At 38.6% G+C, this 26,161-nt stretch carries 29 protein-coding genes and 1 other annotated feature; of the genes, 6 read left to right on the top strand and 23 right to left on the bottom strand.

Going from position 1 to position 26,161, the window contains the following annotated elements:
• Positions 1–20: 20 nt before the first annotated feature.
• Positions 21–1,634 (top strand): ABC transporter permease, encoded by a 1,614-nt coding sequence (locus BN1875_RS08305; protein ID WP_048604385.1) that lies wholly within the window; start codon positions 21–23, stop codon positions 1,632–1,634.
• A 40-nt stretch (positions 1,635–1,674) separates the two neighbouring features.
• Here the strand turns inward: BN1875_RS08305 and arsC are convergent, their stop codons facing one another.
• The 19 genes from arsC to nox all read right to left on the bottom strand — a co-directional run bounded on the left by arsC (position 1,675) and on the right by nox (position 17,555).
• Positions 1,675–2,085 carry an arsenate reductase (thioredoxin) gene (gene arsC, locus BN1875_RS08310; protein ID WP_048604386.1) on the bottom strand — a complete coding sequence of 137 codons (411 nt, stop codon included), beginning with the start codon at positions 2,083–2,085 and terminating at the stop codon, positions 1,675–1,677.
• Positions 2,086–2,172: 87 nt separating this feature from the next.
• A complete protein-coding gene (locus BN1875_RS08315) occupies positions 2,173–2,736 on the bottom strand; it encodes a TMEM175 family protein (RefSeq protein WP_048604387.1) in 564 nt (187 codons plus the stop codon).
• 142 nt (positions 2,737–2,878) lie between these two features.
• Positions 2,879–3,466 (bottom strand): nucleotidyltransferase family protein, encoded by a 588-nt coding sequence (locus BN1875_RS08320; RefSeq protein ID WP_069959640.1) that lies wholly within the window; start codon positions 3,464–3,466, stop codon positions 2,879–2,881.
• A gap of 45 nt (positions 3,467–3,511) precedes the next feature.
• Complete coding sequence (gene truA, locus BN1875_RS08325; RefSeq protein WP_048604388.1) at positions 3,512–4,252, bottom strand: tRNA pseudouridine(38-40) synthase TruA; 741 nt, start codon at positions 4,250–4,252, stop codon at positions 3,512–3,514.
• A gap of 16 nt (positions 4,253–4,268) precedes the next feature.
• Entirely contained in the window at positions 4,269–4,847 is a 579-nt protein-coding gene (locus BN1875_RS08330; RefSeq protein WP_048604389.1) for a TetR/AcrR family transcriptional regulator, read from the bottom strand.
• Complete coding sequence (locus BN1875_RS08335; RefSeq protein ID WP_197076052.1) at positions 4,822–5,523, bottom strand: MBL fold metallo-hydrolase; 702 nt, start codon at positions 5,521–5,523, stop codon at positions 4,822–4,824. Before BN1875_RS08335 ends, BN1875_RS08330 begins: the two co-directional genes overlap by 26 nt.
• A gap of 151 nt (positions 5,524–5,674) precedes the next feature.
• Positions 5,675–6,826, bottom strand: coding sequence for a glycerate kinase family protein (locus BN1875_RS08340; protein ID WP_048604391.1), 1,152 nt, complete (start codon positions 6,824–6,826; stop codon positions 5,675–5,677).
• Positions 6,810–7,829, bottom strand: a complete 1,020-nt coding sequence (locus tag BN1875_RS08345) for a Gfo/Idh/MocA family protein (protein ID WP_048604392.1) — start codon at positions 7,827–7,829, stop codon at positions 6,810–6,812. Before BN1875_RS08345 ends, BN1875_RS08340 begins: the two co-directional genes overlap by 17 nt.
• 31 nt (positions 7,830–7,860) lie before the next feature.
• The gene (locus tag BN1875_RS08350; protein WP_048604393.1) at positions 7,861–8,856 is read right to left on the bottom strand and encodes a Gfo/Idh/MocA family protein; all 996 of its coding nucleotides are present in this window, start codon (positions 8,854–8,856) and stop codon (positions 7,861–7,863) included.
• 16 nt (positions 8,857–8,872) lie between these two features.
• A complete protein-coding gene (locus BN1875_RS08355; RefSeq protein WP_048604394.1) occupies positions 8,873–9,856 on the bottom strand; it encodes a Gfo/Idh/MocA family protein in 984 nt (327 codons plus the stop codon).
• 17 nt (positions 9,857–9,873) lie between these two features.
• Positions 9,874–10,692 carry a carbohydrate ABC transporter permease gene (locus BN1875_RS08360; protein WP_048604395.1) on the bottom strand — a complete coding sequence of 273 codons (819 nt, stop codon included), beginning with the start codon at positions 10,690–10,692 and terminating at the stop codon, positions 9,874–9,876.
• Positions 10,693–10,705: 13 nt separating this feature from the next.
• Entirely contained in the window at positions 10,706–11,563 is an 858-nt protein-coding gene (locus BN1875_RS08365; protein ID WP_048604396.1) for a carbohydrate ABC transporter permease, read from the bottom strand.
• 24 nt (positions 11,564–11,587) lie between these two features.
• Complete coding sequence (locus BN1875_RS08370) at positions 11,588–12,847, bottom strand: ABC transporter substrate-binding protein (protein ID WP_048604397.1); 1,260 nt, start codon at positions 12,845–12,847, stop codon at positions 11,588–11,590.
• A gap of 17 nt (positions 12,848–12,864) precedes the next feature.
• Complete coding sequence (locus BN1875_RS08375) at positions 12,865–13,902, bottom strand: ROK family transcriptional regulator (protein ID WP_048604398.1); 1,038 nt, start codon at positions 13,900–13,902, stop codon at positions 12,865–12,867.
• A 206-nt stretch (positions 13,903–14,108) separates the two neighbouring features.
• A complete protein-coding gene (gene rplT / locus BN1875_RS08380; RefSeq protein WP_048604399.1) occupies positions 14,109–14,468 on the bottom strand; it encodes a 50S ribosomal protein L20 in 360 nt (119 codons plus the stop codon).
• Between the two features lie 66 nt (positions 14,469–14,534).
• Entirely contained in the window at positions 14,535–14,735 is a 201-nt protein-coding gene (gene rpmI / locus BN1875_RS08385; RefSeq protein WP_048604400.1) for a 50S ribosomal protein L35, read from the bottom strand.
• Between the two features lie 109 nt (positions 14,736–14,844).
• A complete protein-coding gene (gene infC, locus BN1875_RS08390) occupies positions 14,845–15,366 on the bottom strand; it encodes a translation initiation factor IF-3 (protein ID WP_048604401.1) in 522 nt (173 codons plus the stop codon).
• 54 nt (positions 15,367–15,420) lie between these two features.
• Positions 15,421–15,542 (bottom strand) — a sequence feature (ribosomal protein L20 leader region).
• Positions 15,543–15,613: 71 nt separating this feature from the next.
• Positions 15,614–16,135 carry a GNAT family N-acetyltransferase gene (locus BN1875_RS08395; protein WP_048604402.1) on the bottom strand — a complete coding sequence of 174 codons (522 nt, stop codon included), beginning with the start codon at positions 16,133–16,135 and terminating at the stop codon, positions 15,614–15,616.
• Between the two features lie 88 nt (positions 16,136–16,223).
• Positions 16,224–17,555 (bottom strand): H2O-forming NADH oxidase, encoded by a 1,332-nt coding sequence (nox, locus tag BN1875_RS08400; RefSeq protein ID WP_048604403.1) that lies wholly within the window; start codon positions 17,553–17,555, stop codon positions 16,224–16,226.
• Between the two features lie 267 nt (positions 17,556–17,822).
• Between nox and BN1875_RS08405 the strand changes: the two genes are divergently transcribed.
• Positions 17,823–18,452: a pentapeptide repeat-containing protein gene (locus BN1875_RS08405; RefSeq protein WP_048604404.1), complete on the top strand. Its 630-nt coding sequence runs from the start codon at positions 17,823–17,825 to the stop codon at positions 18,450–18,452.
• Here the strand turns inward: BN1875_RS08405 and BN1875_RS08410 are convergent, their stop codons facing one another.
• Positions 18,453–19,358: a magnesium transporter CorA family protein gene (locus tag BN1875_RS08410; protein WP_048604405.1), complete on the bottom strand. Its 906-nt coding sequence runs from the start codon at positions 19,356–19,358 to the stop codon at positions 18,453–18,455.
• A 105-nt stretch (positions 19,359–19,463) separates the two neighbouring features.
• Positions 19,464–20,123, bottom strand: a complete 660-nt coding sequence (locus tag BN1875_RS08415) for a deoxynucleoside kinase (RefSeq protein ID WP_048604406.1) — start codon at positions 20,121–20,123, stop codon at positions 19,464–19,466.
• A 269-nt stretch (positions 20,124–20,392) separates the two neighbouring features.
• On the opposite strand from BN1875_RS08415, the gene mvk reads away from it, so the two are divergent.
• Genes mvk through fni form a run of 4 tightly spaced genes read left to right on the top strand, consistent with a single transcriptional unit; the run spans position 20,393 to position 24,425 of the window.
• The gene (gene mvk, locus BN1875_RS08420) at positions 20,393–21,328 is read left to right on the top strand and encodes a mevalonate kinase (protein WP_048604407.1); all 936 of its coding nucleotides are present in this window, start codon (positions 20,393–20,395) and stop codon (positions 21,326–21,328) included.
• Positions 21,321–22,310 carry a diphosphomevalonate decarboxylase gene (mvaD, locus tag BN1875_RS08425; RefSeq protein ID WP_048604408.1) on the top strand — a complete coding sequence of 330 codons (990 nt, stop codon included), beginning with the start codon at positions 21,321–21,323 and terminating at the stop codon, positions 22,308–22,310. Before mvk ends, mvaD begins: the two co-directional genes overlap by 8 nt.
• Positions 22,307–23,404 (top strand): phosphomevalonate kinase, encoded by a 1,098-nt coding sequence (locus BN1875_RS08430; protein WP_048604409.1) that lies wholly within the window; start codon positions 22,307–22,309, stop codon positions 23,402–23,404. The genes mvaD and BN1875_RS08430 overlap by 4 nt, the downstream gene beginning before the upstream one ends.
• Positions 23,388–24,425 (top strand): type 2 isopentenyl-diphosphate Delta-isomerase, encoded by a 1,038-nt coding sequence (gene fni / locus BN1875_RS08435; protein WP_048604410.1) that lies wholly within the window; start codon positions 23,388–23,390, stop codon positions 24,423–24,425. Before BN1875_RS08430 ends, fni begins: the two co-directional genes overlap by 17 nt.
• A gap of 51 nt (positions 24,426–24,476) precedes the next feature.
• Here fni and BN1875_RS08440 read toward each other — a convergent pair whose 3' ends face one another.
• Both BN1875_RS08440 and kduI read right to left on the bottom strand, forming a co-directional pair.
• Positions 24,477–25,280 (bottom strand): gluconate 5-dehydrogenase, encoded by an 804-nt coding sequence (locus BN1875_RS08440; protein ID WP_048604411.1) that lies wholly within the window; start codon positions 25,278–25,280, stop codon positions 24,477–24,479.
• 32 nt (positions 25,281–25,312) lie between these two features.
• The gene (gene kduI, locus BN1875_RS08445; protein ID WP_048604412.1) at positions 25,313–26,155 is read right to left on the bottom strand and encodes a 5-dehydro-4-deoxy-D-glucuronate isomerase; all 843 of its coding nucleotides are present in this window, start codon (positions 26,153–26,155) and stop codon (positions 25,313–25,315) included.
• Positions 26,156–26,161: the final 6 nt, after the last annotated feature.

Genomic DNA, 26,161 nt, shown 5'->3' on the forward strand with positions numbered 1-26,161 from the left:
GTGGAACGGAGGAAAAAAAGATGAATGAAAAATTTGCACGTTGGGGCGTACTTTTTGTACAGTACCTAAAACGTGATTGGAAAAAAATTATTTTTTGGGTTTTGGGAATTGGGTTGTTTTCCGGAGCATATGTTCCTGCTTTTGAAGAAATCGCCAAAGGGCAAGGTGCTGCCGGTATGTTTGAAACCATGCAAAATCCGGCAATGATCTCGATGGTAGGTCCAACACCGATCACAAACGGGGCAGATTACACGATTGGTGCCATGTACGCTCATGAAATGCTGCTGTTTTGTGGATTATTTGCAATGATTATTTCCGCCTTGCATGTTGTGGGTCACACCCGCAAAGAAGAAGATTTAGGTCTTACTGAATTGGTGCGCTCCTTCCGTGTAGGACGTCAGGCAAATTCGTTAGCGGTTTTAGCAGAAACAATTTTGATCAATCTTTTGATGGCAGTTGTCATCAGCGGCGCAATGATCAGCTTCGGTGTGGATTCCATCACAACTACCGGCGCGATACTTTTCGGTTTGTCCATCGCCTTCGCCGGTGTCCTTGGGGCGGTCATCGCCTTAGTCATGGCGCAAATCATGCCGACTTCTTCCGGTGCAACGGGTGCTTCTCTTGGTATCGTCGGCTTGTTGTACATTGTGCGAGCGGGGACCGATGTTTCCAATCTAGATTTGTCCGCTTTTAATCCAATGAGCTGGACCTATCTCACCTATCCTTTTACTGAAAATAATTGGTTGCCATTGCTTTGGGGATTGCTTTTTATTCTGGTGATGGTCATTCTCGCCTTTGCTCTTGAAGGGGGTCGTGACATGAATGCTGGTTATCTTCCTGAACGAGAAGGTCGGGCAACCGCAAAAAAATCACTGCTTTCTGTTCACGGCTTATTTATCAAGCTGAACAAAGGTGTAACGATTAGCTGGTTGATTGCTTTTGTTATCATGGGGGCTGCTTATGGCTCAATCTATGGCGATATGCAAACCTTCCTTGAAAGCAATGACTTGATGAAACAAATGTTTGCTGCAACCGGAGCTTCGATTGAAGAATCCTTTACCGGTACAATCATGATTGTGCTGACTGGTTTAGCAACGATTTTGCCAGTTGCAATCATCAACAAGCTATTTGCAGAAGAAGTTCGTCTGCATCTAAGCCAACTGTATTCAACAAAGATCACCCGTGGACAATTATACTGGACCACAATTGCCTTGGCACTTATCGCCAGCGTGTTTGGTGTCTTGTTGAGTGCCGGCAGTTTAGGTGGTACCGCACTTGCGGCTATGGGAGATGGTGCTTCCATGGACATGGGGGACTTTTTAGCTGCTGGATTTAATTTTTATCCTGCTGTTTTATTCTGCGCAGGTCTTGCTGCTCTTGCGCTGGGCTGGGCACCTAAAGTTGGAAAATTGATTTATGCCTACCTTGCTTATTCCTTCATGCTGAATTATTTTGGCGGCATCTTGGATTTGCCTGATTGGTTTATGAAAACGGCTATCCAAAGTTGGATACCTCAAATGCCATTGGAAAAATTTGATGCGCCTACCTTCCTCACGATTACTGCGATCAGTTTGGTTCTGATCCTTTTAGGTTACGTTGGATATAAAAAACGTGATATGGTGGAAGGCGCCTAACAAAAAAACGGGAAGCTCAACTTCGAGCTTTCCCGTTTTTTTAATCTTTTAATCCAGCGACCAGAGCTTTGATTGTGTCTCTGGTTTCGCGAAAAGCTTCCATAATCGTTTCTTCTGAGCCGGTCACTCGTGCCGGGTCTTGCAGATCCCAATGCAGATGGGTAGCGGATTGGGGGATTACTGGACACTTATCCTTGGCATCACCACACAAGGTCACGATCAAATCCGCATTGGCAAAATAATTCGGATCAATCAAATCAGAAGTCTGCTGCCGAATATCCACACCATCTTCCAGCATGACGGCGACTGCTCGTGGATTCAATCCATGAGTTTCGATACCGGCACTACGGATTTCTACTTCCTCGGCAGGCAGTAACAGATGCCCGTATCCTTCTGCCATTTGACTTCGACAAGAATTTCCAGTACACAAAAAATAAATTTTTTTCTTCATTCGCTAATTCCCCTTGAAAAAATTCTTTAACAAATTGTTTGATTATATTTAGCATACTTGATTTTACATAGGAAGGCGAGGAAAAAATTAATTCTTCTTTTGAATAAACCAACCTTCTGGTAAAACCCAAAACAATGCGACGATTCCACGTCCAATCAATGCAACAGGAGGAAAAAACGGTACAATCGTCAGCAAGAGGAGATTGATCGCAATTGACAAACGATTGCGCCAATCTCGCTTGCGGGCTATTTTCACTCTTGGATTTGCCTTTCCAGCCGCATAACCGATTAGAGCAAAAGAAAATGTCCACATGGCAAAAATTACTGCATACACAAATTCCGGCCAAAAGGCAGAAAAATCACGACTGACCCAACTTGTCGCAAAAGGACATAGAGACAGCCAAAAAATCCAGAAAAAATTCGCCCAAATAATCCTTCGATTGATTTTTGTTACGCGACTGAATAGATAATGGTGGGCATTCCAAATAATCACGATATAAATAAAGCTGATGGTATAGGTCATGAACACTTCTTTTAAGTCCAAAAGCCCTTTCAAATTGGTCGTCATCGGTGCCCGTAATTCCAAAACCATTAATGTTAAGATAATTGCTGTCACGCCATCAGTAATGGCTTCCAAACGAGTCTTCGTCATGAAATTATCCCCCTACTTTTATCTACTGGCATTATGCGCCAAAAAAGCAAAGACAGCAATTTGTTTTTCTTACAGAAAAAATCCCCCTCAATGGCGCAGGAAAACGCCTAAAACAGCTACTAATTATACAAAAAACGAGTACTCACCATTTTTGTACCATTGTTTCTGGCCATTTCTGATGCCAAGCTTCGGCTTTTTTTTGGTAGATTGCTTCTGAAATCAAGGTCTTATTTGGACGAATCGTTCCCGAAAACAAATCATTTAATCCAAATGGCGCAAAGATGACAAATTGCCCCTTCTCCAATCGTATTCCTACAGATGTGGCGGTCGTCGGCCATGTACTGATTGCCTGTTCGACACTTTCGTAAGGTGCAATCGGATACCCGAATGCCTTTTCGTACCATAAATGAACCCTTGCCTCATTTGCAATATCGATTTTTACCGGGAAGTCGCCAATTGTTTTTCGAAGCATCGCCATAACAGCTTTTTCTTTTTCTTCCCTTAAATCCTCGTCAAAATAAACGATATCGATATCCTTAATACCATAATGAAGCGGTTTGTTATAGAGATGATTCCAAACCGTTTGGACGATGCTGCCGCCACCGACATAATAATTGGGAAGTTCAAGTTGGGCAAGCTTTTGGAGAAGCGGAAACAACAAGGTATTTTCTTTTACAATTTTTTCTAACAAGGCTATTTGCTGAGCCAGTGGCAGATTTGCGCCATTCACTTTCTCTACGCTTCCTTTCTACACGAGATGCAATCAATACTTCTATCAATGATAAAATACTTCATCCAAAAACAAGCCTTGTGCCGGCACAGTTTCTCCCGCATTTTTTCGAATCTTCGTTTCAAAAACTTCGTCGATTGCTTCTATATCCATATTTCCCGCACCGATTTCTATAAGAGTTCCAGCGAGAATTCGGACCATTTTGTGTAAAAAGCCATCTCCTTCAAAAGTGAAGTGTAGCAGACCGCCTTCTTGCTGAATTGAAATTTGGCGAATCGTCCGGATCGTTGATTTTTTAGTTTTCTTAAGTGCTGAAAAGCCGATAAAATCATGAGTACCTACTAATTTTTCGCAGGCTTCCTTCATTTTATTGATCGCCAATTTTTGTGGAACATGAAAGCTGTAATTTCGCTCAAAGGCAGAAGGAATCGGACTATTCCATACATAATAGCTGTATTGTTTTCCAGAAGCATTGTAGCGGGCATGAAATCGTTCGGATGCTTCTTCGACTTTCTTTACCACGATATCTCTAGGCAAATACCGATTTAAAAAATCGAGCATCTCTGCCTCGGTCATGGTAGTTGCTGATTTGAAATTTGCTACTTGTCCGCGAGCATGGGTCCCGGCATCTGTCCGTCCTGAACCAATGATCTCAATTTTTTCTCCGGTCATTTGGGTCAAAACATTCTCGATCTTGCCTTGGATCGTTTTCTCTGAATCTCCCAGTCTTTGCCATCCCAAATAGCGTTTCCCGTCATATTCCATCGTTAATTTTATGTTTCGCATAGTATCCGTCCTTCTCTTATTTCCTAATTTTTTCCTGTGTTTTTATTTGTAAACTTTTTAATAGCTGATTTACACCATACTTAAAACTTTCTTCGATATCTTGTTCCATTCCAAATGAGCCATCTAGTTCTAAGAGAATAAATCCATGCAGATAGCTGCGAAAAGTGCGAATATAGTGAATTTGTTCCGTTTCAAAAGGAAGATAGTTTTGCACGATTTTCTCAAAAAGCCGAACCAATTTCTCAGATAATTCTATTGTCTTTGTACTTTTCCACAAGGACACACGCTGAATAGCTTCGTATTGTCCCGGATGTGTCCTAGCATAGTTTCGATAAGTAAATGCAATTTTTTCCAGCGCCTCCACTCCAGCCAATCCAATCATATCGGTCACTAACAAGTCATAAAGTTCCGTCATGCTTTTTAATGCAATTGAATCAATCAGTGCCTCTAGATTCGCAAAATGATTGTACAAAGAGGGGGGCTTTATTCCTAAAGTTGCGGCAACCTCTTTTAAAGTCAGTTGATCTACCCCTCTTTGATTGATTAAATCAATAGCGGTTATTAGTATTTTATCCGTTGTTATCTTTTTTCCCATACAGTTTTCTTTCCTCTCGCATAATCGCTTCTCGCATTTTTTCCATAGGCTCAACCAGCGTATTTCCATGACCAACTGCTACTAATTTTGGCTTTAACTCTGCTAATTTTTTGGCAGAAGACCATGCTCTTTTTTTATCCCAAGTCGCCAGTGCAGGAAAAGGAAAACGCCATCGAAAGTCACCACTTACTGCCAGCCCGCCTCTTTCCTGGAACGCATCGCCAGCAATCAGCATTCTTCTGTTTGAATCATAAAAAGAAACTGAACCAGGCGTATGCCCTGGGCTGGAAATAACTACAAGTGAACCAAAACTATCCTGTTCAACAAATGTGAAATCAATCGGAATTTTCTCTTTAGGAAAGCCCCCTTTTATTTTTTCCTTACCTTCTTTTTCCGTTAAAGTAAAATCTTTATTCAGCAACCGAGCATCTCTCTTCGATATACCAATTGTCGCATTCGGAAATGCTTGTCTAAACGCGGGAACACCATTGACATGATCGCCGTGAGCATGAGTCAATAAAAGCATATGAATTGGTTTTCCAACTAACTGGCTTATTTTTCTAAATGCAGGAATAAAATTCTTTACCCCCACATCCACAGCAATAAAATACTCTTCTTCTTCAACTAAAAAAGCATTAATTGGAAAAAGCATTGGCAAAAAGGTAATTTGATACAAATTTCCATACTTAGTAACCTTCAACTTTATCACTCCCAATGAACTAATTTAATTAGATTATAAACTAATTGAATTAGTTTTGTAAAGTATTTCCTATTTTGCAAAAAAAATCCCCACTCCTCGGAGTAGGGATAACGACTCTATACAAATTTCATTTAATAACGACTCGTAAAAATTGGATGATCGAGATTATAGTTTTTTCAATATTTTTTATAGCTATTGATGGTTTAAGGGCTTCATTCAATGAAGTTGGTCCACTTTGAATTGAAAATATTCCAGCAAAATTTGAAGAAATCATATTTACTACATCTAGCTCATTTTTACCACAAATTACAATCACCGGAATTTCATTTTCTTTTGCTATAATTGAGATTGCATAAGGCACTTTGCCATTATTAGTTTGTGTATCTACTTTACCTTCCCCTGTGATTACTATATCTGCTTTTTTTATTCTTTTTTCGAAGTCAGATATTTTAGCAATTAGTTCAAATCCAGAATAAATATTTCCGCCTAAAAACACTAATGCTCCAGCAATTCCCCCACCAGCACCAGTCCCTGATATTCCACTTATATCTCTTTTGGAGACAACTTTTAGCTTTTTAAATAATTTTTCTGAGGATATTAATACTAATTTGTCTAATTCCTCAGTACTTCCTTTTTGCCTATTATATTGCACAAATGAATTGTTATTTTTGTTATCGATTTCGCTATTTACGTCTGTTGCTATAATAATCTCTATACCACTCAGATCAAGTGATTGCTTCCCTTTTTTTATATCTGAAAACGAAATTAAAGGATTTCCGTATTTTGAATTATATTCTATTACATATCCTAACGCTTCCAACAATCCTAGACCACAATCTGCAGTCGAAGTTCCACCTATAAAAACGATAACTTTTTTAAATCCTCTGGTTACAGCATCGTGTAAAATTTCACCCAAACCAAAGCTAGTACCCCCTAAAAAACTGTTCTCTGATACATCAACAAGATCAAGTCCAATTACTTTTGCTGACTCTATCACTGCTACAACATTATGATCAATTTCGGTCTTTAAATAACGTATATCTTTCGGTTTCATTAAAGAATCATGGGCTTGAACTGTGATATACTCCCCTCCAACAGAAGAATAAATTGAATCCAAAGCTCCTTCTCCACCATCAGAAATACAGAGAGTATCTACATTTGAGTCGGGTAAAATTTCTACTATACTTCTTTTTATAACTTCATTTACTTCTCGACTAGATAACGACTGCTTAAATGAGTCAACTGCAACAAAAAAATTTAATTCATTTTCTTTTTTCATTTGAAAACTCACTCATACTATAGATTATATCAATTAATTTTTGAGTCAAGATACACTCCTCAATTGAATTTTTAGGATTAGTATTTCCTAATAGAATTTCTCTATAAAAATTAGCAATAGCTTTTAGATGGCTTGTTCCCCAATACTGCTTATGTCCAGCAAAATCAAATAGTGGAGAATCTTCTGGGTGTACTGCAATAGTAATACCAGTGTGATACTGTATTTCCACACTGTCACCTGTAAAAGTTGCTTTTCCTTTTTCAAAAATTAGTTGTAGTTGAATGGGTGCATCCTCACTGTAAAAATTATTACCTGCAAAAGTAAATTTTTGACCCTCCGAAAACTCAAACGAGATATTAGCAATGTCCTCAACTTCAATTGAGTTATGATACCAGTTATCCATAAAAACTTTTGAAACTTTCATATTCATTCCTAAAATCCAAGGAACAATATCAATAGTATGAATAGCTTGATCAATAATCAAACCTCCACCTTCACGATTCCAAGTGCCTTTCCATCCGCTTTTTAAGTAGTATTCATTACTTCTTGACCAATTCAATATTCCCTTTGCAGAAATAAAATTACCTAATTTACCTTTTTCGAACTCCGTTTTAACAAAAAGAGTACTTTGGTTAAACCTATTCTGAAAACTGACGACCAAGGCCTTATCCACACGTTTTTTTACTTCTAACATCTCTATAGAATCTTTCAGGGTAATACTTGATGGTTTTTCTGTATATACATGTAACCCATGCTCTAATGCGTAAATAGTCATCTCCTTATGCAAATTGTGCGGCGTACAGATATGAATCGCATCAAGCCTTTCTTTTTTAATCATTTCTTTATAATCTACATATGTTTCAACATCTAGTTCTCGTTTCCAATAACGCAACTTCTCTTCATTGATATCTGCGATAGCAACTAGTTCCACTTCATTTAATTCTCTTAGTGAATATGCATGCATCGGAAATATCTTTCCACAACCAATAATACCTACTCTCATACCTTGGAACCTCCATTCCACGCATTAACTACTAAATCTGAATACTATTTTTCTCATCTATAGACCGATACGCTGCCAAAGCTACTTTTAATGCTTCAAATCCATCTTGAACAGTGGGATAATCAGATTTCATTTCATGACTATGACACAGATGAACAAACGCTTCCATCATTTGTCCATCTCCATCATCTCCCCAAACGATTTCTTCGTTTACACCGCTATTTTTATTGACCACTTCAAGCACTTGACTAAATCCTTTTATTTGCATACTTCCCTTAGTTCCAATAATGTCTAAATCAACTTGTGGCCAAATTGGATAATTAGTATGGTGTGCCCAACTGCAATCAATACTTATCTTAACTTTATTTTCCAAATTACCGAGAATTATTCCAGTATCGTCTATTCCTCTGTGATGTAATAATTCACCACCACTAGCAAATACTTGACTAAATTCCGATCTAGTAAACCATCGAATTAAATCTGCTATGTGTACAGTATGATCTATAATAGCCCCTCCTCCTGACAGATTCTTTTCAAGAAACCATCCCGTAGGAATTTTCCCATGATTAATTCCGGTAATAGAAAGAATTTCACCAATTTCTCCATTGTCAATACATCTTTTTGCTTCTAAAATACCAGGATTAAATCTCATCGGAAAGGCTATCATTCCGAGTACATTACTATTCTTAACGATATCAACAATTTTCTTCCCGTTCTCAAAAGAATTAGCTAAAGGTTTCTCAACAATAAATGGAATTTTTTTCTCTATTGATTTCTCAACATATTTGACATGATCTTTATTATTTGAGCAAATTACAATGCCATCTAAAGTTTCACTGAATAGCTCACTGCCTTTTCGAAAATATTTTGTTTCAAATCTCGATGCCATTTCTGTACCACGAAATTCATCCTCATCAAAAATACCTACAATTTCAATATTATCCATCTCGGAAAGAGCAGTTGTATAGCTTAATGCATGCATATGTTCAAAGCTGATTATCCCAATTTTAATTTTTTTTGAATTCATTTGTCTCCACCTTTTTCTATAAAAATACTGGCTTTCCAGTTTTCGCAGATTTAATACATGCAAAAGCAACCTCTAAACTTTTCAATGCTTCAACTGGTTTAACGACTGGCTGAGTGTGATTAACTACAGAGTTTATGAATAATTGCAACTCTTTGCAATAAGGTTCTTCATTCATAGAAAAAACAGTCTGATTTATCTCTGAATAATTACCAGTATTTTTTTGAATTTTATTCGCAAAATTTTTTGTGTTATCGTATTCTATCTGGCCTTCTGTTCCGATTATTTCAAATGCCATTCTGAATGGACTTCCAGCTGGTAGAGCCCAACTTCCTTCACAATAACAAATCATTCCATTTTTTAACTTCAATAGCGCTTGTGTATGATCATCTTTTTGAGTTCTCTCTTTAATTGTTTGACAATAAACGTAATCAACATCTCCAAAATTATTAATGCACCAGTCAATATCATGAATAATTAAATCTAATATAGGTCCACCACTTTTTTCATAATCTAAATACCAATTCTCCCAACTCCACTCTGGTAAAGCTTGATTTCTGATAGTCCGAATTAATTTAGGTACTCCCACTTTATTTTGCTTAATTAACTTAATAGCATTATCATATTGCGGAAAAAATCTGAGAACATGTCCAATACTTAACTTTACATTATTCTGATTTGCGACTTTAATCATTTGAGAAGCTGTTTCTGTTGAAATAGCCATTGGTTTTTCACAAAATACATTCTTCCCAGCATTCATCGCAGAAATTGCATATTCTGCATGTAAATAGGTTGGCAAACAAATATCAAGAATATCAATTTCTTGTTTTAGCATTTCTTCAAAATTTTTACAGATATTTGCGCCATGTTCATCTGCTACTACCTTTGATTTCTCAATTCTAATATCAAACACTTGAGTTAATTTTGCATTAGCAATACTTTTGTACGCTTTTGAATGTGTACTACCCATAGTTCCACATCCAATTAAACCAATTTTTAACATGATAACTCTCCCTTTTCTTATTTAATTCCCGATAAGGAAACTCCTTCAACAAAATATTTTTGAAACGCAATATATACTATTAAAATTGGTATAACAGCAGCTGCAGCGGCTGCAAGTTTCAAATTATATGCATCATTATATTGCCCAGATAACAATGATATTGCTAAAGGAACTGTTCTATATTTCTCTGAATTTACTGCTAAGAGTGGCCACTGAAATGCATTCCAACTTGCCACTAACTTAGTTATTGTAATAACAGCAATAATTGGTTTACAGGATGGTAAAACAATTTTCCTGAAAATTGTCAGTTCATTCGCACCATCCATCCTAGCCGCCTCAAGTAATGGATCCGGTATTCCTGCTATAAAATTTCTGGCAAGAAATATTGAAAAAGCATCTGCCATCCCAGGAATTATTAAGCCTAAATATGAGTCGATCAATCCCGCTTTATTCGCCATTATATATAACGGGATAATTGTTGCGACCCAAGGAACCATAGTCGATGCTAGTATCATTGAGAAAAAAGGACCGCGCATCTTGAATTTGAATTTTGCAAATCCATACCCAGCTAATAAAACAATGACGATATTAGATATTACTTGAACAAATGTCACAAAAATACTATTTAGATAATATTTTGTAAAATCAAAATTTTCATTTAAATCTATAAAGTTACTAAGTTGAAATTTTTTTGGTAATAAAGATGGTGGTACTTGATAAAATTCCGTGTTTTCTTTGAATGAAGAAAAAATCATCCAAATAAATGGAAAAATAGCAATAAACGATAAAATAACTAATAGAGCTACAACACTAATATTTTTTACTTTTTTATTCAAATTTATCACCTCACTAACTTATTTCACTTTTTGTTATCTTAAATTGAATAATCGTAATTATCATAATAATTAAAAATAATACGAATGACATAGACGATGCATATCCCATTTCTGATCTCTCAAATCCCGCTTCAAAAATATAGTTAACTACTGTTCTAGTACTATTCAAAGGACCTTTTAACATGTAAGTTTCTTGGAAAATCATGAATACATTAATGACGTTGGTGATTAATAAGTATACATGTGCGGGTTTCAATAATGGAAATACTACTGATTTAAAATACTGCCATTCACTCGCACCATCAATTTTTGCTGCTTCATAAACTTCTGAAGGAATATCTTGTAAGCTTGCTAAGTAAATCAACATAGACATACCAAAGTCTTTCCATACCTTAAAAATAATAACTGCCATTACGGCTGTGTTAGGATCAGATATCCAACCAATGCCATCTAGACCTAAATTTTCTAAAATTGAGTTAAACAACCCAAATGTCGGCTGATAAAACCAATCAAACAGGATTGCAACTGCTACAGTTGAGGTTATTACTGGTGAATATAGAAATACTCGAAAGATTTTGATGCCTTTGATTTTATTATTTAGAAGAATAGCCATCCCAAGACCAACTGCCATTACGATAGGAACATAAATAAAAAATTTTGCCATTATCAAACAAGAAATCCAGTAATTTTTGTCTGATAGTAATCGTATATAGTTATCAAATCCCACAAAATTTTTTTCCGGACTTAAAGCACTCCAATCAGTAAAACTGATTGGAAGTGCCATGAGAACGGGAATTATTGTAACTATGAAAATATATATGACAGCTGGAGCGACAAATACATATGGAATAATAGATTTTTTACTTTTCATTGTCTGCTCTCCATTTCTACCTCTTTATAAATCTTTTTCTAATTCGTTATTCAATTCATCTTGGCACTCTTTCATAATTGTTTCTACTGACTCATCACTTAATAGAATCCGTTCATATTGTGTTGTCCAGATTTTATTAAGAGCACCTGTTTGAAGATTAGAAGAAACTGAGTTCTTTAATGACTCTAATGCAATTGCAGTTTCAGGATCTGCAATTAAGTCTTTGTCTTCAAGCAATGATTTATGAGCAGGTAGTTCCCCGGTTTTTTGTGTCCATTTTTTTTGAACTTCTTCACTACTAAGATATTCAATGAACTGCGAAGCAAGTTTTGTAGGCGCATTTTTACTTGATGTATATGCCCAAGAAGTTAGCGTTGTTAAATGCTCGCCATTTTCTGCTGGAATTAATCCAACCCCAAAATCTAAGTCAGGAGCTGTCTGTGGCAAATTCCCCATCATAGCAGGATGTCCCAACATTTCTCCGACAAGACCCTGACGAAATCCTTGCCAAGTTGCACCTAAATCAGTGGAATAAACTTTATCATCCCTATATAAAGAAGCCATTTTTTTGATTGCTTTCATTGCATTATCGTCGTCAGCGAAAACAAATTTTTGTTTTTCATCATCAAATAATTTACCACCGTTTTGTAGCACATATGCTTCTACCTCACGATCATATCCAACTGTTCCCCATCCTGCTTGTACCATTTTGCCATTTTTATTTTTTGTCATAGCTTTTGCATATTCAAAAAAATCCTCCCATGAAGTTGGTGCATTTTCAGTATCTTTTCCGATATCAGAAACTAGTTTTTTATTCCAAAATGAAAGAATTGTTTGTGTATCTGTTGGTAGTCCATAATAATCTCCATCATAATTGAGAGGTTTTACAGTAGCTTCAATAAAATCGCTTTCAATTGACTCATTAGATAATACTGAAGAATCTAATGGTTGGATACTTTTGGCTTTAGCCAATTTGTATATCATTCCAGATTGAACTTGGAAAACATCTGGAGCACTATCGCTTGCAAGCGAAGTAATTAACTTCTGGCTGTAATCAGCTTCAGGAATAAATTCTAATTTAATTTTTACCCCTGGATTTTTATCTTCAAAGTCTTTTGCAATGGCTTTAATTAAATCATCCCTCGCTACACTAGAATGTTGCCAGTAGGTAATTTCTTTAGTATCATTCTCCTGCCCACTATTATTTGACTTATTATTTCCACATGCAGAAAAAAATCCCAAACCCAGAACAGCAAATGCTAACAATAATTTGTTATTTTTCATTTTATATTTTCCCTTCTTTACTCTACTTGAAACGCTTTATTATTTATATAATCAATGACTCCTCTAATCGCACCCGTTCGACTACAACTAATTTCTTTAATTTCAGTAGCTTCCATATAAGGTAATAAAGCTTCTTCTTCCACAGAATTTATTAATTTATCGTCCATCAAATCATTTACATTATCACCTCCTACAAGAAGCAAGTCTGGATTGAACAGATTAATGATATTAATTAAACAAACTGCCAACGCTTTTTTTCTAGTAGCTTCATCTTCTCCTTTTATGATAATTTGTTTGTTTCTAAAAATATCACCTAATTTTGTTAGTCGGCCTTTTGAATCAATAAAAATTGTGTGTCCAATTTCCAAACCACCGACTTGTTCTTTCATTAATTCATTATTGTTAATTAGAGAGAATCCTAATCCTTCATGTAACAATAAAAAAGCTGTTCTATTATTCATTTTCAACGGTTTATATCCCAATAAATATGCATCTGAATCTTGAAACACATAAATATTATTTACAACTTTATGTAAAAAAAGATCAGAATTCACAGAAACGTGCTTTAAATTTAATGGTTTAGAATAAATGATTTCATTATTTTCTAAACTAATTATTCCAGGTACAATAATGGCCCATGAACGAATTAGCTCAACATCAATACCATTATCCTTAATTTGTTCGACTAGTTCTTGTAGATTGTTCTTTAACGAGTCTATTCCATCCGTAATATTTTTTAGCTCTACAGACAATATCAGTTCATGAAATGGGGTCTTCAAAGTTAATGAACTTTGATCTTTTTCTATATAAAATACACCTACCATATATTTACTCATATCCAAAGAATATAAAATTGGTTTTCTACCTCCAGATGATTCCCCAATAGTCACCTCTAGAACATCCCCTTTTTCAATAAGCTCTTTTAATATCTTACCTACACTTGGTATCGATAACCCTGTATTATGAGCTAATTCATTTTGTGAGCAAGATTCATTTTTCAAAAGGCTTCTAAGTACTAGATCAATATTTTTAGTTTTTATTAGCCGTGCATCCATAAAATTCGCCTCTAATTCTTATTATTTCGTTTTTAAAATACTTTTTAAATGTATTTTATGAAGTTAGTATATCATTAATGTAATCGTTGTCAATGTTTTTTTGCAGTTACTCACACCCTAATTAAAAAAAATTTATGGTTTTCTAAAACAAAAAAATCCCTACTCAATTGAGCAGGGATAAACGTTAATATATCAATGTTTTAAAATTATTTATTCAATGCATCTTTAGCTTGGTCAGCCAATGCAGTAAATGCTGCTGCATCGTTGACAGCTAAGTCAGCCAACATTTTACGGTTGATGTCGATTTCAGCTAATTTCAAGCCGTGCATCAATTTTGAGTAGCTTAAGCCATTCATACGAGCTGCTGCGTTGATACGAGCAATCCACAATTTACGGAAGTCGCGTTTCTTTTGACGACGATCGCGGTATGCGTAGCTATATGATTTCATTACTTGTTCTTTTGATGTTTTAAATAGGGTATGTTTAGAACCGTAGTAACCCTTTGCTAATTTAAGCACTTTTTTACGACGTTTACGAGTTACTGTTCCACCTTTAACACGTGCCATGTTTAATTCCTCCTAATAAATCTTTCTGATTTGAATTTTTCATTTTGCAAAGCAATGGGTACGCAATTATTTCATGCGGGATAATTGTTGACGGATACGTTTGTAATCGCCAGAAGATACCATACTTGCTTTACGCAATTGACGGCGTTGTTTTTTTGTTTTCCCATGAAAACGGTGGCTTGTGAAGGCACGGAATCTCTTTAATCCGCCGTTACCAGTACGTTTGACGCGCTTTGCTAATCCGCGGTGTGTTTTTTGTTTTGGCATAACTAATTTCCTCCTACATTTCATTTCGCATATAGTTCAACTAAAAGACAACAGCTAAACCTACATCCTCAAAATTTTCCATATCTAACGTTTGACTGACTCGCGGTTCTTATTTTTCACCTTTAGGGGCTAAAACTAAGAACATGCTGCGTCCGTCCATTTTCGCTTTTTGCTCAACTGTCGCTACATCGGCAGTTTCCTCAGCTAAACGATCAAGGACTTTCTGACCAATATCTTTATGGGTAATGGCACGACCTTTGAAACGGATCGAAGCTTTCACTTTGTCCCCTTTTTCTAGGAATTTGCGTGCATTACGAAGTTTTGTATTGAAATCATTGATGTCGATTGTTGGACTTAAGCGAACTTCTTTAATGTTGATCACTTTTTGTTTCTTACGAGCTTCACGGTCTTTTTTCTGTTGTTCAAAACGGTACTTCCCGTAATCCATAATCCGAGCAACTGGTGGTTTCGCACCGGGAGCAACCAGCACAACATCCAAATTTGCTTGTTCTGCAATTTGCAATGCTTCTGCCTTTGTTTTTACTCCTAATTGTTCGCCATTTTGATCGATCAAACGCAACTCACGCGCACGAATGCCGTCGTTTACCATCATATCCTTTGCTATGGTCATTCACCTCCAAGTTTTATGCGAGAAAGAAAAGCTTGCAGGATTTCACAAGGAAATTTTGCAATAAAAAAACGAGTTCTTTTCAGAACCCGCACGCAGCTCATCTTCAACAGATGAATTACTATTCTGCCCAGTAATTTCCTCACTAAGGCGAGAAGCGGGTGCTTCTGCTTTCATTTCTCAACTTTAACATCATACTATTTTTCCTGTTTCTTGTCAACTCATTTTCATGAAAACAACAAAAATCTTCCTATCCTTCCAAATAAAAATAAATATCCGACTTGCCTTCTTGTTGTGTATGTTGGTAGCTTTTCGTGTTCAAACCACCGATCACAAACCCTTGTTTGAGATAGAAAAGACAAGCCGCCAAATTATTATCCTGTCCGATGGTAAATAAACCGTGATAGCCGTTTTCTTTGGCAAGTTCAAGCCCCTTTGCAATCAATTCTCCTGCGACACCTTGTTTTCGATACGCCTTGTTAACTTTTAAATCCTGCAAGTAGGCATATCCTGCCCAGTGATGTTCAAAAATCGCCAAACCAATGCAGTTTTTCCCATCATAGGCACCGACGGCAAAGCCTTTTTCATTCACTTCTTTATACGTGTAGTTCTCATCCGGAAAAACCATCGTTTCAACGGTATCAAAAAAAACTGTTCGGTATTGCCATTTTTCCTCTATTCGACTAACGATCATGCGACCAAACAGTTCAAAGGTATCATTAGGCAGACGTAAATCTGCTGCGTGTGTTTCAGTTATCCGTTGGTAGTCCATTTGCCACTCTCCTTTTTTTCATTATCTGCTAAGAAGAAAAAAAATACCAGTCTGAAAAATGTTGCCATTTTCCAAACTGGTAGGTTGCTTATTTTGCGGACAAAGCTGCCATCGTAATATAATTATACGGTTGGTTGAAGTGAGGCAGGAAGAAAATATCCAATAGTTTCAGTTTATCGATAGTCACTTGTTCTGAAATGGCTAAGGAGAACATGTGGATCACCATAGAAATATCTTCTGTCGAAGACAACTGCGCACCTACTACTCGGCGGGTTTCTGCCTCATAAACGATTCTGATTTTTACATTTGCATTGTGTTTCATAAATCCAGGGCGTTGCAAATCTTCAAAGTCTGTATATTTGACTGTCAGTCCATTTTTTTCAGCAGCTTCTACGGATAAGCCAGTCGAAACCATGTTAAAGCCGAAAATCGAGATGCCGTTTGAGCCTTGCACGCCTTCAGAAGCAACCTGTGCTCCACCGATATTGTAACCGGCAACTAATCCGGAACGAACGGCATTGGTTGCCAAGGCAATATACGTGGTCTTTTGCAATGCGTTGGAATAGATTGTTGCACAGTCTCCCACTGCGTAGACATCTGGGTCACTTGTTTGTTGGTGACGATCCACAAGATATGCACCATTTGCAAACAATTCCAAATGGTTTTTGCCTAATTCATTATTTGGTAAAAAACCGATGGCGTTAATGACTAAATCAACAGGATATTCTCCCTTATCTGTCACAACGGCTTCCACTTTTTCAGTTCCTTTGTATTCTTTGGCAACTTCACCTAAATGAAGTTCGATACCATGCTCAGCCAAATTTTTGTCCATGTCATCGGTGAACCATTTGTCATAATAGCTAGGCAGAGAACGTTCCGCCATATCAAACAGCAGCACATTTTTGCCACGGCGTTTTGCAGCTTCGGCGATTTCAACTCCGATATAGCCGGCTCCGATAACGGCAACATTTTTTACTTCTTCCGCACCCAATTCCTTATCCACAACTTGACCATCTTGGAATCGCTTCAAGAAATGGATATTTTGTAATTCCCGTCCAGGAACTTTTGGTGAAATAGGAACTGAACCGGTTGCTAACACCAATTTGTCATAGGTTTCTGTAAAGGTTTCACCGTCTTTTGTTTGGCAATGGACTTCTTTCTTGTCAAAATCAATCTCATTGACCACCGTTTCCATATACATTTTAGCGCCTTTTGCTTCAAAATCTTCTCGTTTTGTATAGAAAAGTCCTTCATAAGAATCAATTTGGCGACCAACCCATAAGGCAGTCCCACAGCCAAGATAGCTTAGATTCGTATTGCGGTCGATCATTACGACCTCTTGCTCTTCAAAGTTGTCCAATAAAGTATTCGCTGCGGCGATCCCAGCGTGATTTGCGCCGACAATAACTGTCTTTGTCATAAAAAAAATTCCTCCTCTAGTTGATTGCGGTTTCATTTTATTGCACAATCCGTCACAAAGCCATCTTTTTGCTTGTGAATCCTTCTTGCTCTAAAAATAAAAAACGTTATCTTTCAAACGATTGATATATCAAGCAATAAATTTCTTAAGAATTTCTCTAGAAAATTTTTTCACATGTCAGTTTTTAAGACTTTTCTTTAAAAAAGTGACATTTTTTGCAAGATTTGCTATTATTTACACCAATAAACCTTCCAGGAGGAAAAAATATTGAAAAAGAAAACACCAATCAAGCCCCAACTCACCGAACCGGTTACATCCGACTTTTATTTAGAGGATGAAATGATGTTTGAAGGCTTGTCCGCCAGCAATCTGGACTACAGCTATCTAACTTGTAATAACTTGATTTTGCGGGACACAACACTCGAACGGATCACTATGCAAAAGACCCGTTTGGAACGTTTCGAATGTAGTAATGTTCTTTTTAAAAATTGTGATTTTTCTAATTTGGAATGGCTTGCCGGCAGTTTCCATCAAGTATGGTTCGACCAATGCAAACTAATCGGCACGAATTTTGCCGAAAGTTTTCTGCGGGACTGTACCTTCAGCAATTGCGTAGCCACCTTCGCTTCTTTCAGCAATACCAATTTAAAAACGGTTGATTTTAGCGACTGTCAATTGGTAGACAGTGAATTTTATGAAATCAACTGGAAACAACTGACTCTGACGAAAAATGAATTGACCGGCAGCAATTGGTTTCGCACGCCCCTTAACGGTCTGGACTTTACTACTAATACTTTCGACAAGATTGCCTTATCTCAGGAACACATGACAGGTCTAATCGTCAATCAAGAACAAGCCCTTACGATTGCTGCCGGTCTCGGATTGGTGATTGTCTAATCAGCGAATCCGCCGCCAAAAACCGATAAACATCCAAATAGCTAGAAACAAGCTGATTAAAACGACGATTCCCCAGCCAAATGCTGATTTTGAAAACGGCAGCGGCATATTCATACCGAAAAAGCCGGTAACAATTGTCGGCACCGTCAGCATCAGTGACCACAAAGTCAAAAATTTCATCGTGTCATTCAGATTATTGTTCAATAGATTATTGTATGCCCCGGAAAGCTGCTCCAATACCTGAGAAGCTAATTGTGTCATCTCTACAGCTTGTTGTGCTTCGATTAATGCATCATCTAACTGTTCTTGTTCTGTGGCGTTTAATTGTCGGAAAAAGCTCAAGGCTTTGATTTGTTGCAGTAAGACAGCATTTTGTTTGGTCGCCGTCACTAAATAAACCAAACCGACCTCTAAATCTGAAAGCTCCAATAAATTTTTATTGGTCGTCTTTTCTCGTAACCGTTTATTCAGCCGGACACGTTGCCCATTGACTTCTTCGATCAGCGGAAAGAAGGCATCGGCAATCAAAAACAATGTATGGAACAGAAAGCTAAACTGGCTTTGTTCCGGCATTTTTTGCAAAATTGAAGCCATTAGCGGTTGAATGTAGTCCGTCTGCTCAGAAGCGAAGGAAAAAACGCAATTTTCTTTGATGATGAAGGTCATGGGACTGGCTTCATAGTGATTGTCCTCCTTTTCCTGATGAGGAACATTGAACACCAAAAGAAATGCCGACTCCTCGGAATCATATTCCACTCGGGCCCGTTCATTTTTATCCAAAGAATACCGCAGCATTTCATCGCTGATTTGGTATTGACTTTGTAACTTACGGATCTCTGCTGTGTCTTGTTGGTTGACATGGATCCAGATTGATTTTTCCTGATTAAATCTGCGTGTTTGTTCCACTTTTCTCGCTCCCTTTCTTAAACAGAATAACAAAAAAAACTCCAAAAACGACCAAAATGGCTACTTTGAACCATTTGGCGGTATTTGGAGGAATCCGTTACTTAGTTATCCTGCTGCTTGCAATTGGCGTGTTTCAGCAATCTTTTCATCGATCATTTTCAACACCATCTCAGCGGCTTGTGGATCTTCAACAAAATTATATTTGTCGCCGTCAATTTGAATTTTCGGACTTTCGTTATAGTCTTCAAACCATTGATCGTAGCGGCGATTTAATTCTTTGTAGTAATCGTATAAGGTTGGGTCGAATTCTAATTGTTCATATTCCCGCCCACGTTTTTGGATACGTGCCAACATCGTTTCGAAGGATACCCGAATGTGCACCAGCAGATCCGGATGTTTTTTATGAGCGGCATAAGGCAATTCTTCCAACATATTTGCCAGCAATTCATCATAGACCCGTACTTCCGTGTCTGTTGCCCGTCCCAAATCAGCATTCAGATGAAACAGCAACGAATCTTCATAAATCGAACGATCCAATACATTGTTTTCATTCGTCAATGCCCGTTTGATCAATTCAAACCGTTTGTTTAAAAAATAAATTTGCAGCAAAAATGCATATTTATTTGGATCTGCATAAAACAAAGGCAAGACTTCATTATCATCTACTGATTCATAAAAAGCTTCACTATTCAAATAATCTGACAACATAGCTGTCAGGCTGGATTTACCTGCTCCGATGGTACCCGCTAAAACTATCACGCTCATAGACCTCCAACTCACTTCATCACTAAATATTGTATTTTTCACTTACTTCAATAAGTACATCACCCAATATATAGTATCAGTATCAAAAAAACAAGTAAAAAATAGGCTAGTTTTTCAAAAAAATTATTAAGAAATACCGTAAAAAATCGTGATTTTTTTATAATCTATTAACGGATGCAAATTTATTTAGTAGAATAGACAGGCAAGAGTCATTTTTTAGTTCAATATTATCTATCAATAATTATTTTTTTAAGAAAAGGGGTCAAGAAATGAAGACACGCGGTACGGGGATCGCCAATGGAAAAATCATTTTAATGGGTGAACATTCCGTTATTTACGGTGAACCGGCAATCGCCTTCCCTTTTAAAGCAGCCTGTATCCAAGCTACGATCACAGAAGACAGGGAAGATACCTTATTTTCTGTCTATTATAATGGGCAGCTGAAAAATGCTCCTTCTGCCTTAAAAAATATCAAACATCTGCTGCAAACATTAAAGCAGAAATATTCTGCACCAAATCTGACATTAACTTTAGAAAGCACGATCCCTGCTGAACGGGGAATGGGTTCCAGCGCTGCAACAGCAGTGGCGATCACTCGTGCTTTTTTCGATTGGCTAAATCTGCCGCTGGATAAATCGACGCTGCTTTATTATGTCAATCAATCAGAAAAAATCGCCCACGGCAACCCCAGCGGTATTGACGGAGCGGCGACCAGCGGCGAAATGCCGATTTATTTTCAAAAGGGCGCACCTTTTCAGGAATTTCTATTAAATATTGATGCGTGCCTTGTTGTTGCCGATACGGGAAAAAAAGGACGTACCCGTGATACCGTTCGTGCAGTTGCTCAAGCCTTTGAACAAAATCGACAGGAAACTGCCCACACCATTCAACAACTGGGAAGTTTAGCAGAAAGAGCCAAAGAGGCCATCAGTAAAAACCAGCCGTTAGTTCTAGGAGAGGTGATGAACTTGGCGCAAACCGCATTACAGGCTTTGCAGGTCAGCGATGGAACATTAGATCACTTGATCGAAACTGCCCGAACCGCCGGCGCATTAGGAGCTAAATTGACCGGTGGCGGTCGTGGAGGGTGCTTGATTGCATTAGCAGCCGATCAAACGCAGGCGCAAAACATTGCGAAAAAATTAAGCGACCAAGGGGCAACTGCGACCTGGGTCCAAGAATTAGGAGTTTATCAACATGTATAAGGGAAGTGCCCGGGCGTATACCAATATTGCGCTGATAAAATATTGGGGCAAAAAAAATGAAGAACTGATTTTACCAATGAACAATAGTCTGTCCTTGACACTGGACGCTTTTTATACTGAAACAACGGTTTGTTTTTCCGAAGAATATTCTGCTGATACTTTTTATTTGGATGGCCTCGAACAAAGTGCCAAAGGAACAAAAAAAGTCAGCGATTTTTTAACATTGGTTAGAAAACAAGCCGGCTCTCCCCTTTTTGCAAAGGTAGAAAGTCATAATTTTGTTCCCACCGCCGCTGGATTGGCTTCTTCTGCCAGCGGATTGGCTGCCCTAGCCGGCGCCTGCAACGAAGCCCTACAGATGAAACTAAACGATAAAGATTTGTCGCGCTTAGCTCGTCGCGGTTCTGGATCGGCATGTCGGAGTATTTTCGGTGGTTTTGTCGAATGGGAAAAAGGAAACTCCGATGAAACTTCCTTCGCTCAACCAATCGAGGCGGCGGGTTGGGAAAAAGAATTAGCCATGGTTTTTGTTTTGATCAATGACCAGCAAAAAGATGTTTCCAGTCGTGACGGTATGAAACGAACGGTCGCTACTTCCAGCTTTTATCCCGGTTGGTTGGCAACTGTTGATGACGATTTGCACCAATTAAAACAAGCGATTCATCAAAAAAATTTCCAACAGCTTGGTGAAGTCATGGAAGCCAATGGATTAAAAATGCACGGGACGACTTTAGCCGCTCAACCACCATTCACCTACTGGTCGCCTCAAAGTTTGACGGCAATGAATGCAGTCAGAGACTTGCGTAAAAAAGGGATTCCCTGCTACTTCACTATGGATGCCGGTCCGAACGTCAAAGTTCTTTGTCAACGCCAACATGTGGCAAAAATTACCGCCGCATTACAAGAAATTTTCAGTGAGCAGCAAGTCATCACTGCTTACGCTGGAACAGGAATCCAAACGATTGAAGGAGCATTCAAATGATCGAAGTCACAGCCCCCGGCAAATTATACATCGCTGGCGAATATGCCGTCGTTGAACCAGGTCATCCCGCCATCATTGCGGCCGTTGATCAATTTATCACGGTGACTATTGAGCCAGCCAAAAAAAACGGCAGTATCCAATCGACACAATACAGTGAATTGCCGATTCGCTGGACCCGTCGTAATGGTGAATTAACCTTAGATATTCGGGAAAATCCCTTTCATTACATCTTAGCGGCGATTCGTTTAACAGAAAAATATGCCCAAGAAAATGCAGTTGCACTTTCTTTTTATGATTTAAAAGTAACCAGTGAGCTGGACAGCTCCAACGGTCGTAAATACGGACTTGGTTCCAGCGGTGCCGTAACTGTAGCCACCGTCAAAGCGCTAAATAGTTTCTATGAGTTGCATCTCAGTCAAATGGAAATCTTCAAAATCGCCGCCCTTGCCCATTTAGATGTGCAAGGCAATGGCTCCTGCGGAGATATCGCCGCCAGCTGTTACGGTGGTTGGATTGCCTTTTCCACTTTTGACCATTTATGGGTACGGCAACAAAAAAAACAACTGTCCTTAGCAGAATTGCTGAACACCGATTGGCCTTATCTGTCAATCCAATCCTTGCCCGTACCGAAAAAAATGCGCTTATTGATTGGTTGGACCGGCAGCCCGGCTTCTACTTCAGATTTAGTCGACCAAGTTCATGAATCAAAAGAAGAAAAGCAAAAAGCCTATGCCCAATTTTTAGCTGAAAGTAAAGCCTGTGTCACTGCGATGATCCAAGGCTTTAAAACTCAAAATGTAGCCTGCATCAAACAAATGATTCATCAAAACCGACAGTTGCTAAATCAGCTTTCATCAATTACCGGGGTTATCATTGAAACACCTGCGCTGAAAAAGCTTTGTGACTTGGCGGAAACTTACGGTGGTACCGCTAAATCTTCAGGTGCTGGCGGTGGAGACTGCGGCATCGTAATCACCGATCAAAAATCAGGGATTTTACCATTGATGAGTGCTTGGGAAAAGGCTGCGATTACGCCGCTTCCCCTTCACGTTTATCACTACCAAGAAAGGACTTCCGATGAATCGAAAAGATGAACACGTTTCATTAGCCAAGGCGTTTCATAAACCAAGAGAAAATGATTTTGATTCTGTCCGGCTTCTTCATAACGCCCTGCCGGAAAGTTCCCTTGAGGCCGTTGATTTACGAACCAATTTACTGGGCTATGAACTTTCCTCTCCTTTTTATATCAATGCCATGACCGGCGGCAGTGAAAAGACCAAGGAAATCAATCGGAAACTGGCGATTGTCGCTAGAGAGACCGATTTACTGATTGCCACCGGTTCTATCAGCGCGGCCTTAAAAGATTCCGACCTATTGTCCAGCTATACCGTTATGCGGGAAGAATATCCGCAAGGAAAAATTTTAATCAACCTTGGTGCAGGAGTTTCAGTGGAAAAAGCCCAGAAAGCCTTGGACCTCTTTCCCGCAGATGGGTTACAGCTGCATCTTAACGCTCCGCAGGAATTAGTGATGCCTGAAGGAGATCGTGCGTTTTTTTGGCTGAAAAATATTGAAAAGCTGGCAAATCATCTTTCGATTCCTCTATTGGTCAAAGAAGTCGGCTTTGGCATGACCCGAGAAACCATTCAAAAGTTGGTTTCTGTCGGCGTCCAAACCGTTGATGTCAGCGGCACCGGTGGAACAAGTTTCACCCAAGTTGAAAATGCCCGGCGGAAAAAACGGGAATTGGCGTATCTGGACGATTGGGGCCAATCCACTGTGATCTCCTTGTTGGAAGCCAACGAGATCAACCAACACTTCACCACGGTTGCTTCCGGTGGCATCCGCAATGCGTACGACATCTTCAAAGCCTTGTGTCTGGGCGCCTCTGCGGTAGGTATTTCCGGCGAAATTTTGAACGATTTATTGACCCACGGGGAAGAGCATACGATTGCTTTGATCAAACAGTGGCAAGAAGAAGTACGCCTCTTATGCGCGATGACTGGAAAAACAACGGTTGACCAGCTAAAAACAGTCCCGTTGATTTTTCACGGGGAAGTCAGAGAGTGGTGCGAAAGCCGAATGATCGATCAAACCAGCTATGCCTTTCGATAAACAAAAAGAAGTCAAAACTCCTCGCGGAATTTTGACTTCTTTTTCATTTTATTAAGGTTGTTTTCCAATATAAGCTAAGATTCCGCCGTCTACATATAAAATATGTCCATTGACAAAATCAGAAGCAGGAGAAGCTAAGAAAACTGCTGGACCAGCTAAATCAGTTGGTGTACCCCAACGTGCTGCTGGTGTCCGTCCAACGATGAATTGATCGAATGGATGACGTTCGCCATTTTCTTGTGTTTCCCGTAGTGGCGCTGTTTGCGGTGTCGCAATATAGCCAGGGCCAATGCCGTTACATTGAATATTGTATTGACCATATTCAGACGCAATATTTTTCGTTAACATTTTCAGTCCGCCTTTAGCTGCTGCATAGGCACTGACTGTTTCACGTCCTAATTCACTCATCATAGAACAAATATTGATGATTTTACCGCTGCCTTTTTCGATCATATCAGGAATAACTGCTTTGGCTACGATGAAGGGTGCATTCAAGTCCACGTCGATCACTTGACGGAAATCAGCGGCAGCCATTTCGATCATTGGTGTCCGTTTGATGATTCCGGCATTGTTCACCAAAATATCCACAGAGCCCACATCTTCTTTGATTTGTTTAACCATTGCTTGCACTGCTTCTTCATTGGTTACGTCACAGACATATCCTTTTGCTTCAATGTTTACTTCTTTGTAGTGGGCCAATCCTTCATCCACTGATTTTTGATCCAAGTTGTTAAAAACGATCGTTGCTCCTGCTGCTGCTAATGATTTGGCAATTTCAAAACCAATACCGTAAACCGCACCGGTAACCAGTGCAACTTTTCCGTCTAAACGGAACATATCCATTGTAAAATCCATTCTTTTTCCCTCTTTTCGTTTCATTTGATTGTTTATTTCAATTGATCCATTGCGACCATATCCATATCGGTATACGTGATATTTTCGCCACACATTGCCCAGATAAAGGAATAGTTGCTTGTACCGACACCGGAGTGAATCGACCAGCTTGGTGAAATAACCGCTTGTTCGTTATCCACAACTAAATGTTTGGTTTCATCTGGTTTGCCCATCATGTGGAAAACACGGGTATCGTCACTTGGGAAATCAAAGTAAACATAGGCTTCCATCCGACGTTCATGAGTGTGACAAGGCATTGTATTCCATGAGCTGCCTGGTTCTAGAATGGTGTACCCCATTTGTAATTGACAGCTTTCACAGATATTTGGATGAATATATTGATAAATTTTCCGTTCGTTCAAGGTCAAGCCTTCACCGGTTTCCATTGGTTTAATATCATCAATACTGATTTTCACGTTTGGATATTTGTGATGAGCTGGAACTGAACTGATATAGAATTTTGCCGGATTTGCGGCATCTTCTGAGGAGAAAACCACGTGCTGTGTTTCTTTCCCGATATAGTAGCCATCTTGTTTCTTCATGGCTTCTTTGGTGCCGTCGATTTCAATGAAACCAGGTCCGCCAATATTGATGACACCTAATTCACGACGTTCCAAGAAGTAGTCAACACCTAATTCTTTGTCTAATTTGATTTCCAGCGCTTTGTCTGTTGGGGTTACGCCACCAAAGATCATGCGGTCATTGTGGGTATAGGTCAAGCTGATAGCTCCGGGAACAAAAACCTTTTCTACTAAAAATTCTTGACGCAGTTCTTCGGTTGAATAGTGACGAATGTCTACTGGACTGTGGGTATATCTTGTTTCCATATTTTGCATGTTCAT

The organism is Enterococcus massiliensis, assembly GCF_001050095.1.
Lineage (GTDB): Bacteria > Bacillota > Bacilli > Lactobacillales > Enterococcaceae > Enterococcus_C > Enterococcus_C songbeiensis.

What these genes read in the sequence shown, in the direction of transcription:
- BN1875_RS08305 (WP_048604385.1), top strand. Translation starts at nt 21, where the DNA reads ATGAATGAAAAATTTGCACGTTGGGGCGTACTTTTTGTACAGTACCTA.
- arsC (WP_048604386.1), bottom strand. Translation starts at nt 2,085, where the DNA reads ATGAAGAAAAAAATTTATTTTTTGTGTACTGGAAATTCTTGTCGAAGT.
- BN1875_RS08315 (WP_048604387.1), bottom strand. Translation starts at nt 2,736, where the DNA reads ATGACGAAGACTCGTTTGGAAGCCATTACTGATGGCGTGACAGCAATT.
- truA (WP_048604388.1), bottom strand. Translation starts at nt 4,252, where the DNA reads ATGCGAAACATAAAATTAACGATGGAATATGACGGGAAACGCTATTTG.
- BN1875_RS08330 (WP_048604389.1), bottom strand. Translation starts at nt 4,847, where the DNA reads ATGGGAAAAAAGATAACAACGGATAAAATACTAATAACCGCTATTGAT.
- BN1875_RS08340 (WP_048604391.1), bottom strand. Translation starts at nt 6,826, where the DNA reads ATGAAAAAAGAAAATGAATTAAATTTTTTTGTTGCAGTTGACTCATTT.
- BN1875_RS08345 (WP_048604392.1), bottom strand. Translation starts at nt 7,829, where the DNA reads ATGAGAGTAGGTATTATTGGTTGTGGAAAGATATTTCCGATGCATGCA.
- BN1875_RS08350 (WP_048604393.1), bottom strand. Translation starts at nt 8,856, where the DNA reads ATGAATTCAAAAAAAATTAAAATTGGGATAATCAGCTTTGAACATATG.
- BN1875_RS08355 (WP_048604394.1), bottom strand. Translation starts at nt 9,856, where the DNA reads ATGTTAAAAATTGGTTTAATTGGATGTGGAACTATGGGTAGTACACAT.
- BN1875_RS08365 (WP_048604396.1), bottom strand. Translation starts at nt 11,563, where the DNA reads ATGAAAAGTAAAAAATCTATTATTCCATATGTATTTGTCGCTCCAGCT.
- BN1875_RS08370 (WP_048604397.1), bottom strand. Translation starts at nt 12,847, where the DNA reads ATGAAAAATAACAAATTATTGTTAGCATTTGCTGTTCTGGGTTTGGGA.
- BN1875_RS08375 (WP_048604398.1), bottom strand. Translation starts at nt 13,902, where the DNA reads ATGGATGCACGGCTAATAAAAACTAAAAATATTGATCTAGTACTTAGA.
- rplT (WP_048604399.1), bottom strand. Translation starts at nt 14,468, where the DNA reads ATGGCACGTGTTAAAGGTGGAACAGTAACTCGTAAACGTCGTAAAAAA.
- rpmI (WP_048604400.1), bottom strand. Translation starts at nt 14,735, where the DNA reads ATGCCAAAACAAAAAACACACCGCGGATTAGCAAAGCGCGTCAAACGT.
- infC (WP_048604401.1), bottom strand. Translation starts at nt 15,366, where the DNA reads ATGACCATAGCAAAGGATATGATGGTAAACGACGGCATTCGTGCGCGT.
- BN1875_RS08395 (WP_048604402.1), bottom strand. Translation starts at nt 16,135, where the DNA reads ATGGACTACCAACGGATAACTGAAACACACGCAGCAGATTTACGTCTG.
- nox (WP_048604403.1), bottom strand. Translation starts at nt 17,555, where the DNA reads ATGACAAAGACAGTTATTGTCGGCGCAAATCACGCTGGGATCGCCGCA.
- BN1875_RS08415 (WP_048604406.1), bottom strand. Translation starts at nt 20,123, where the DNA reads ATGAGCGTGATAGTTTTAGCGGGTACCATCGGAGCAGGTAAATCCAGC.
- mvk (WP_048604407.1), top strand. Translation starts at nt 20,393, where the DNA reads ATGAAGACACGCGGTACGGGGATCGCCAATGGAAAAATCATTTTAATG.
- mvaD (WP_048604408.1), top strand. Translation starts at nt 21,321, where the DNA reads ATGTATAAGGGAAGTGCCCGGGCGTATACCAATATTGCGCTGATAAAA.
- BN1875_RS08430 (WP_048604409.1), top strand. Translation starts at nt 22,307, where the DNA reads ATGATCGAAGTCACAGCCCCCGGCAAATTATACATCGCTGGCGAATAT.
- fni (WP_048604410.1), top strand. Translation starts at nt 23,388, where the DNA reads ATGAATCGAAAAGATGAACACGTTTCATTAGCCAAGGCGTTTCATAAA.
- BN1875_RS08440 (WP_048604411.1), bottom strand. Translation starts at nt 25,280, where the DNA reads ATGGATTTTACAATGGATATGTTCCGTTTAGACGGAAAAGTTGCACTG.
- kduI (WP_048604412.1), bottom strand. Translation starts at nt 26,155, where the DNA reads ATGCAAAATATGGAAACAAGATATACCCACAGTCCAGTAGACATTCGT.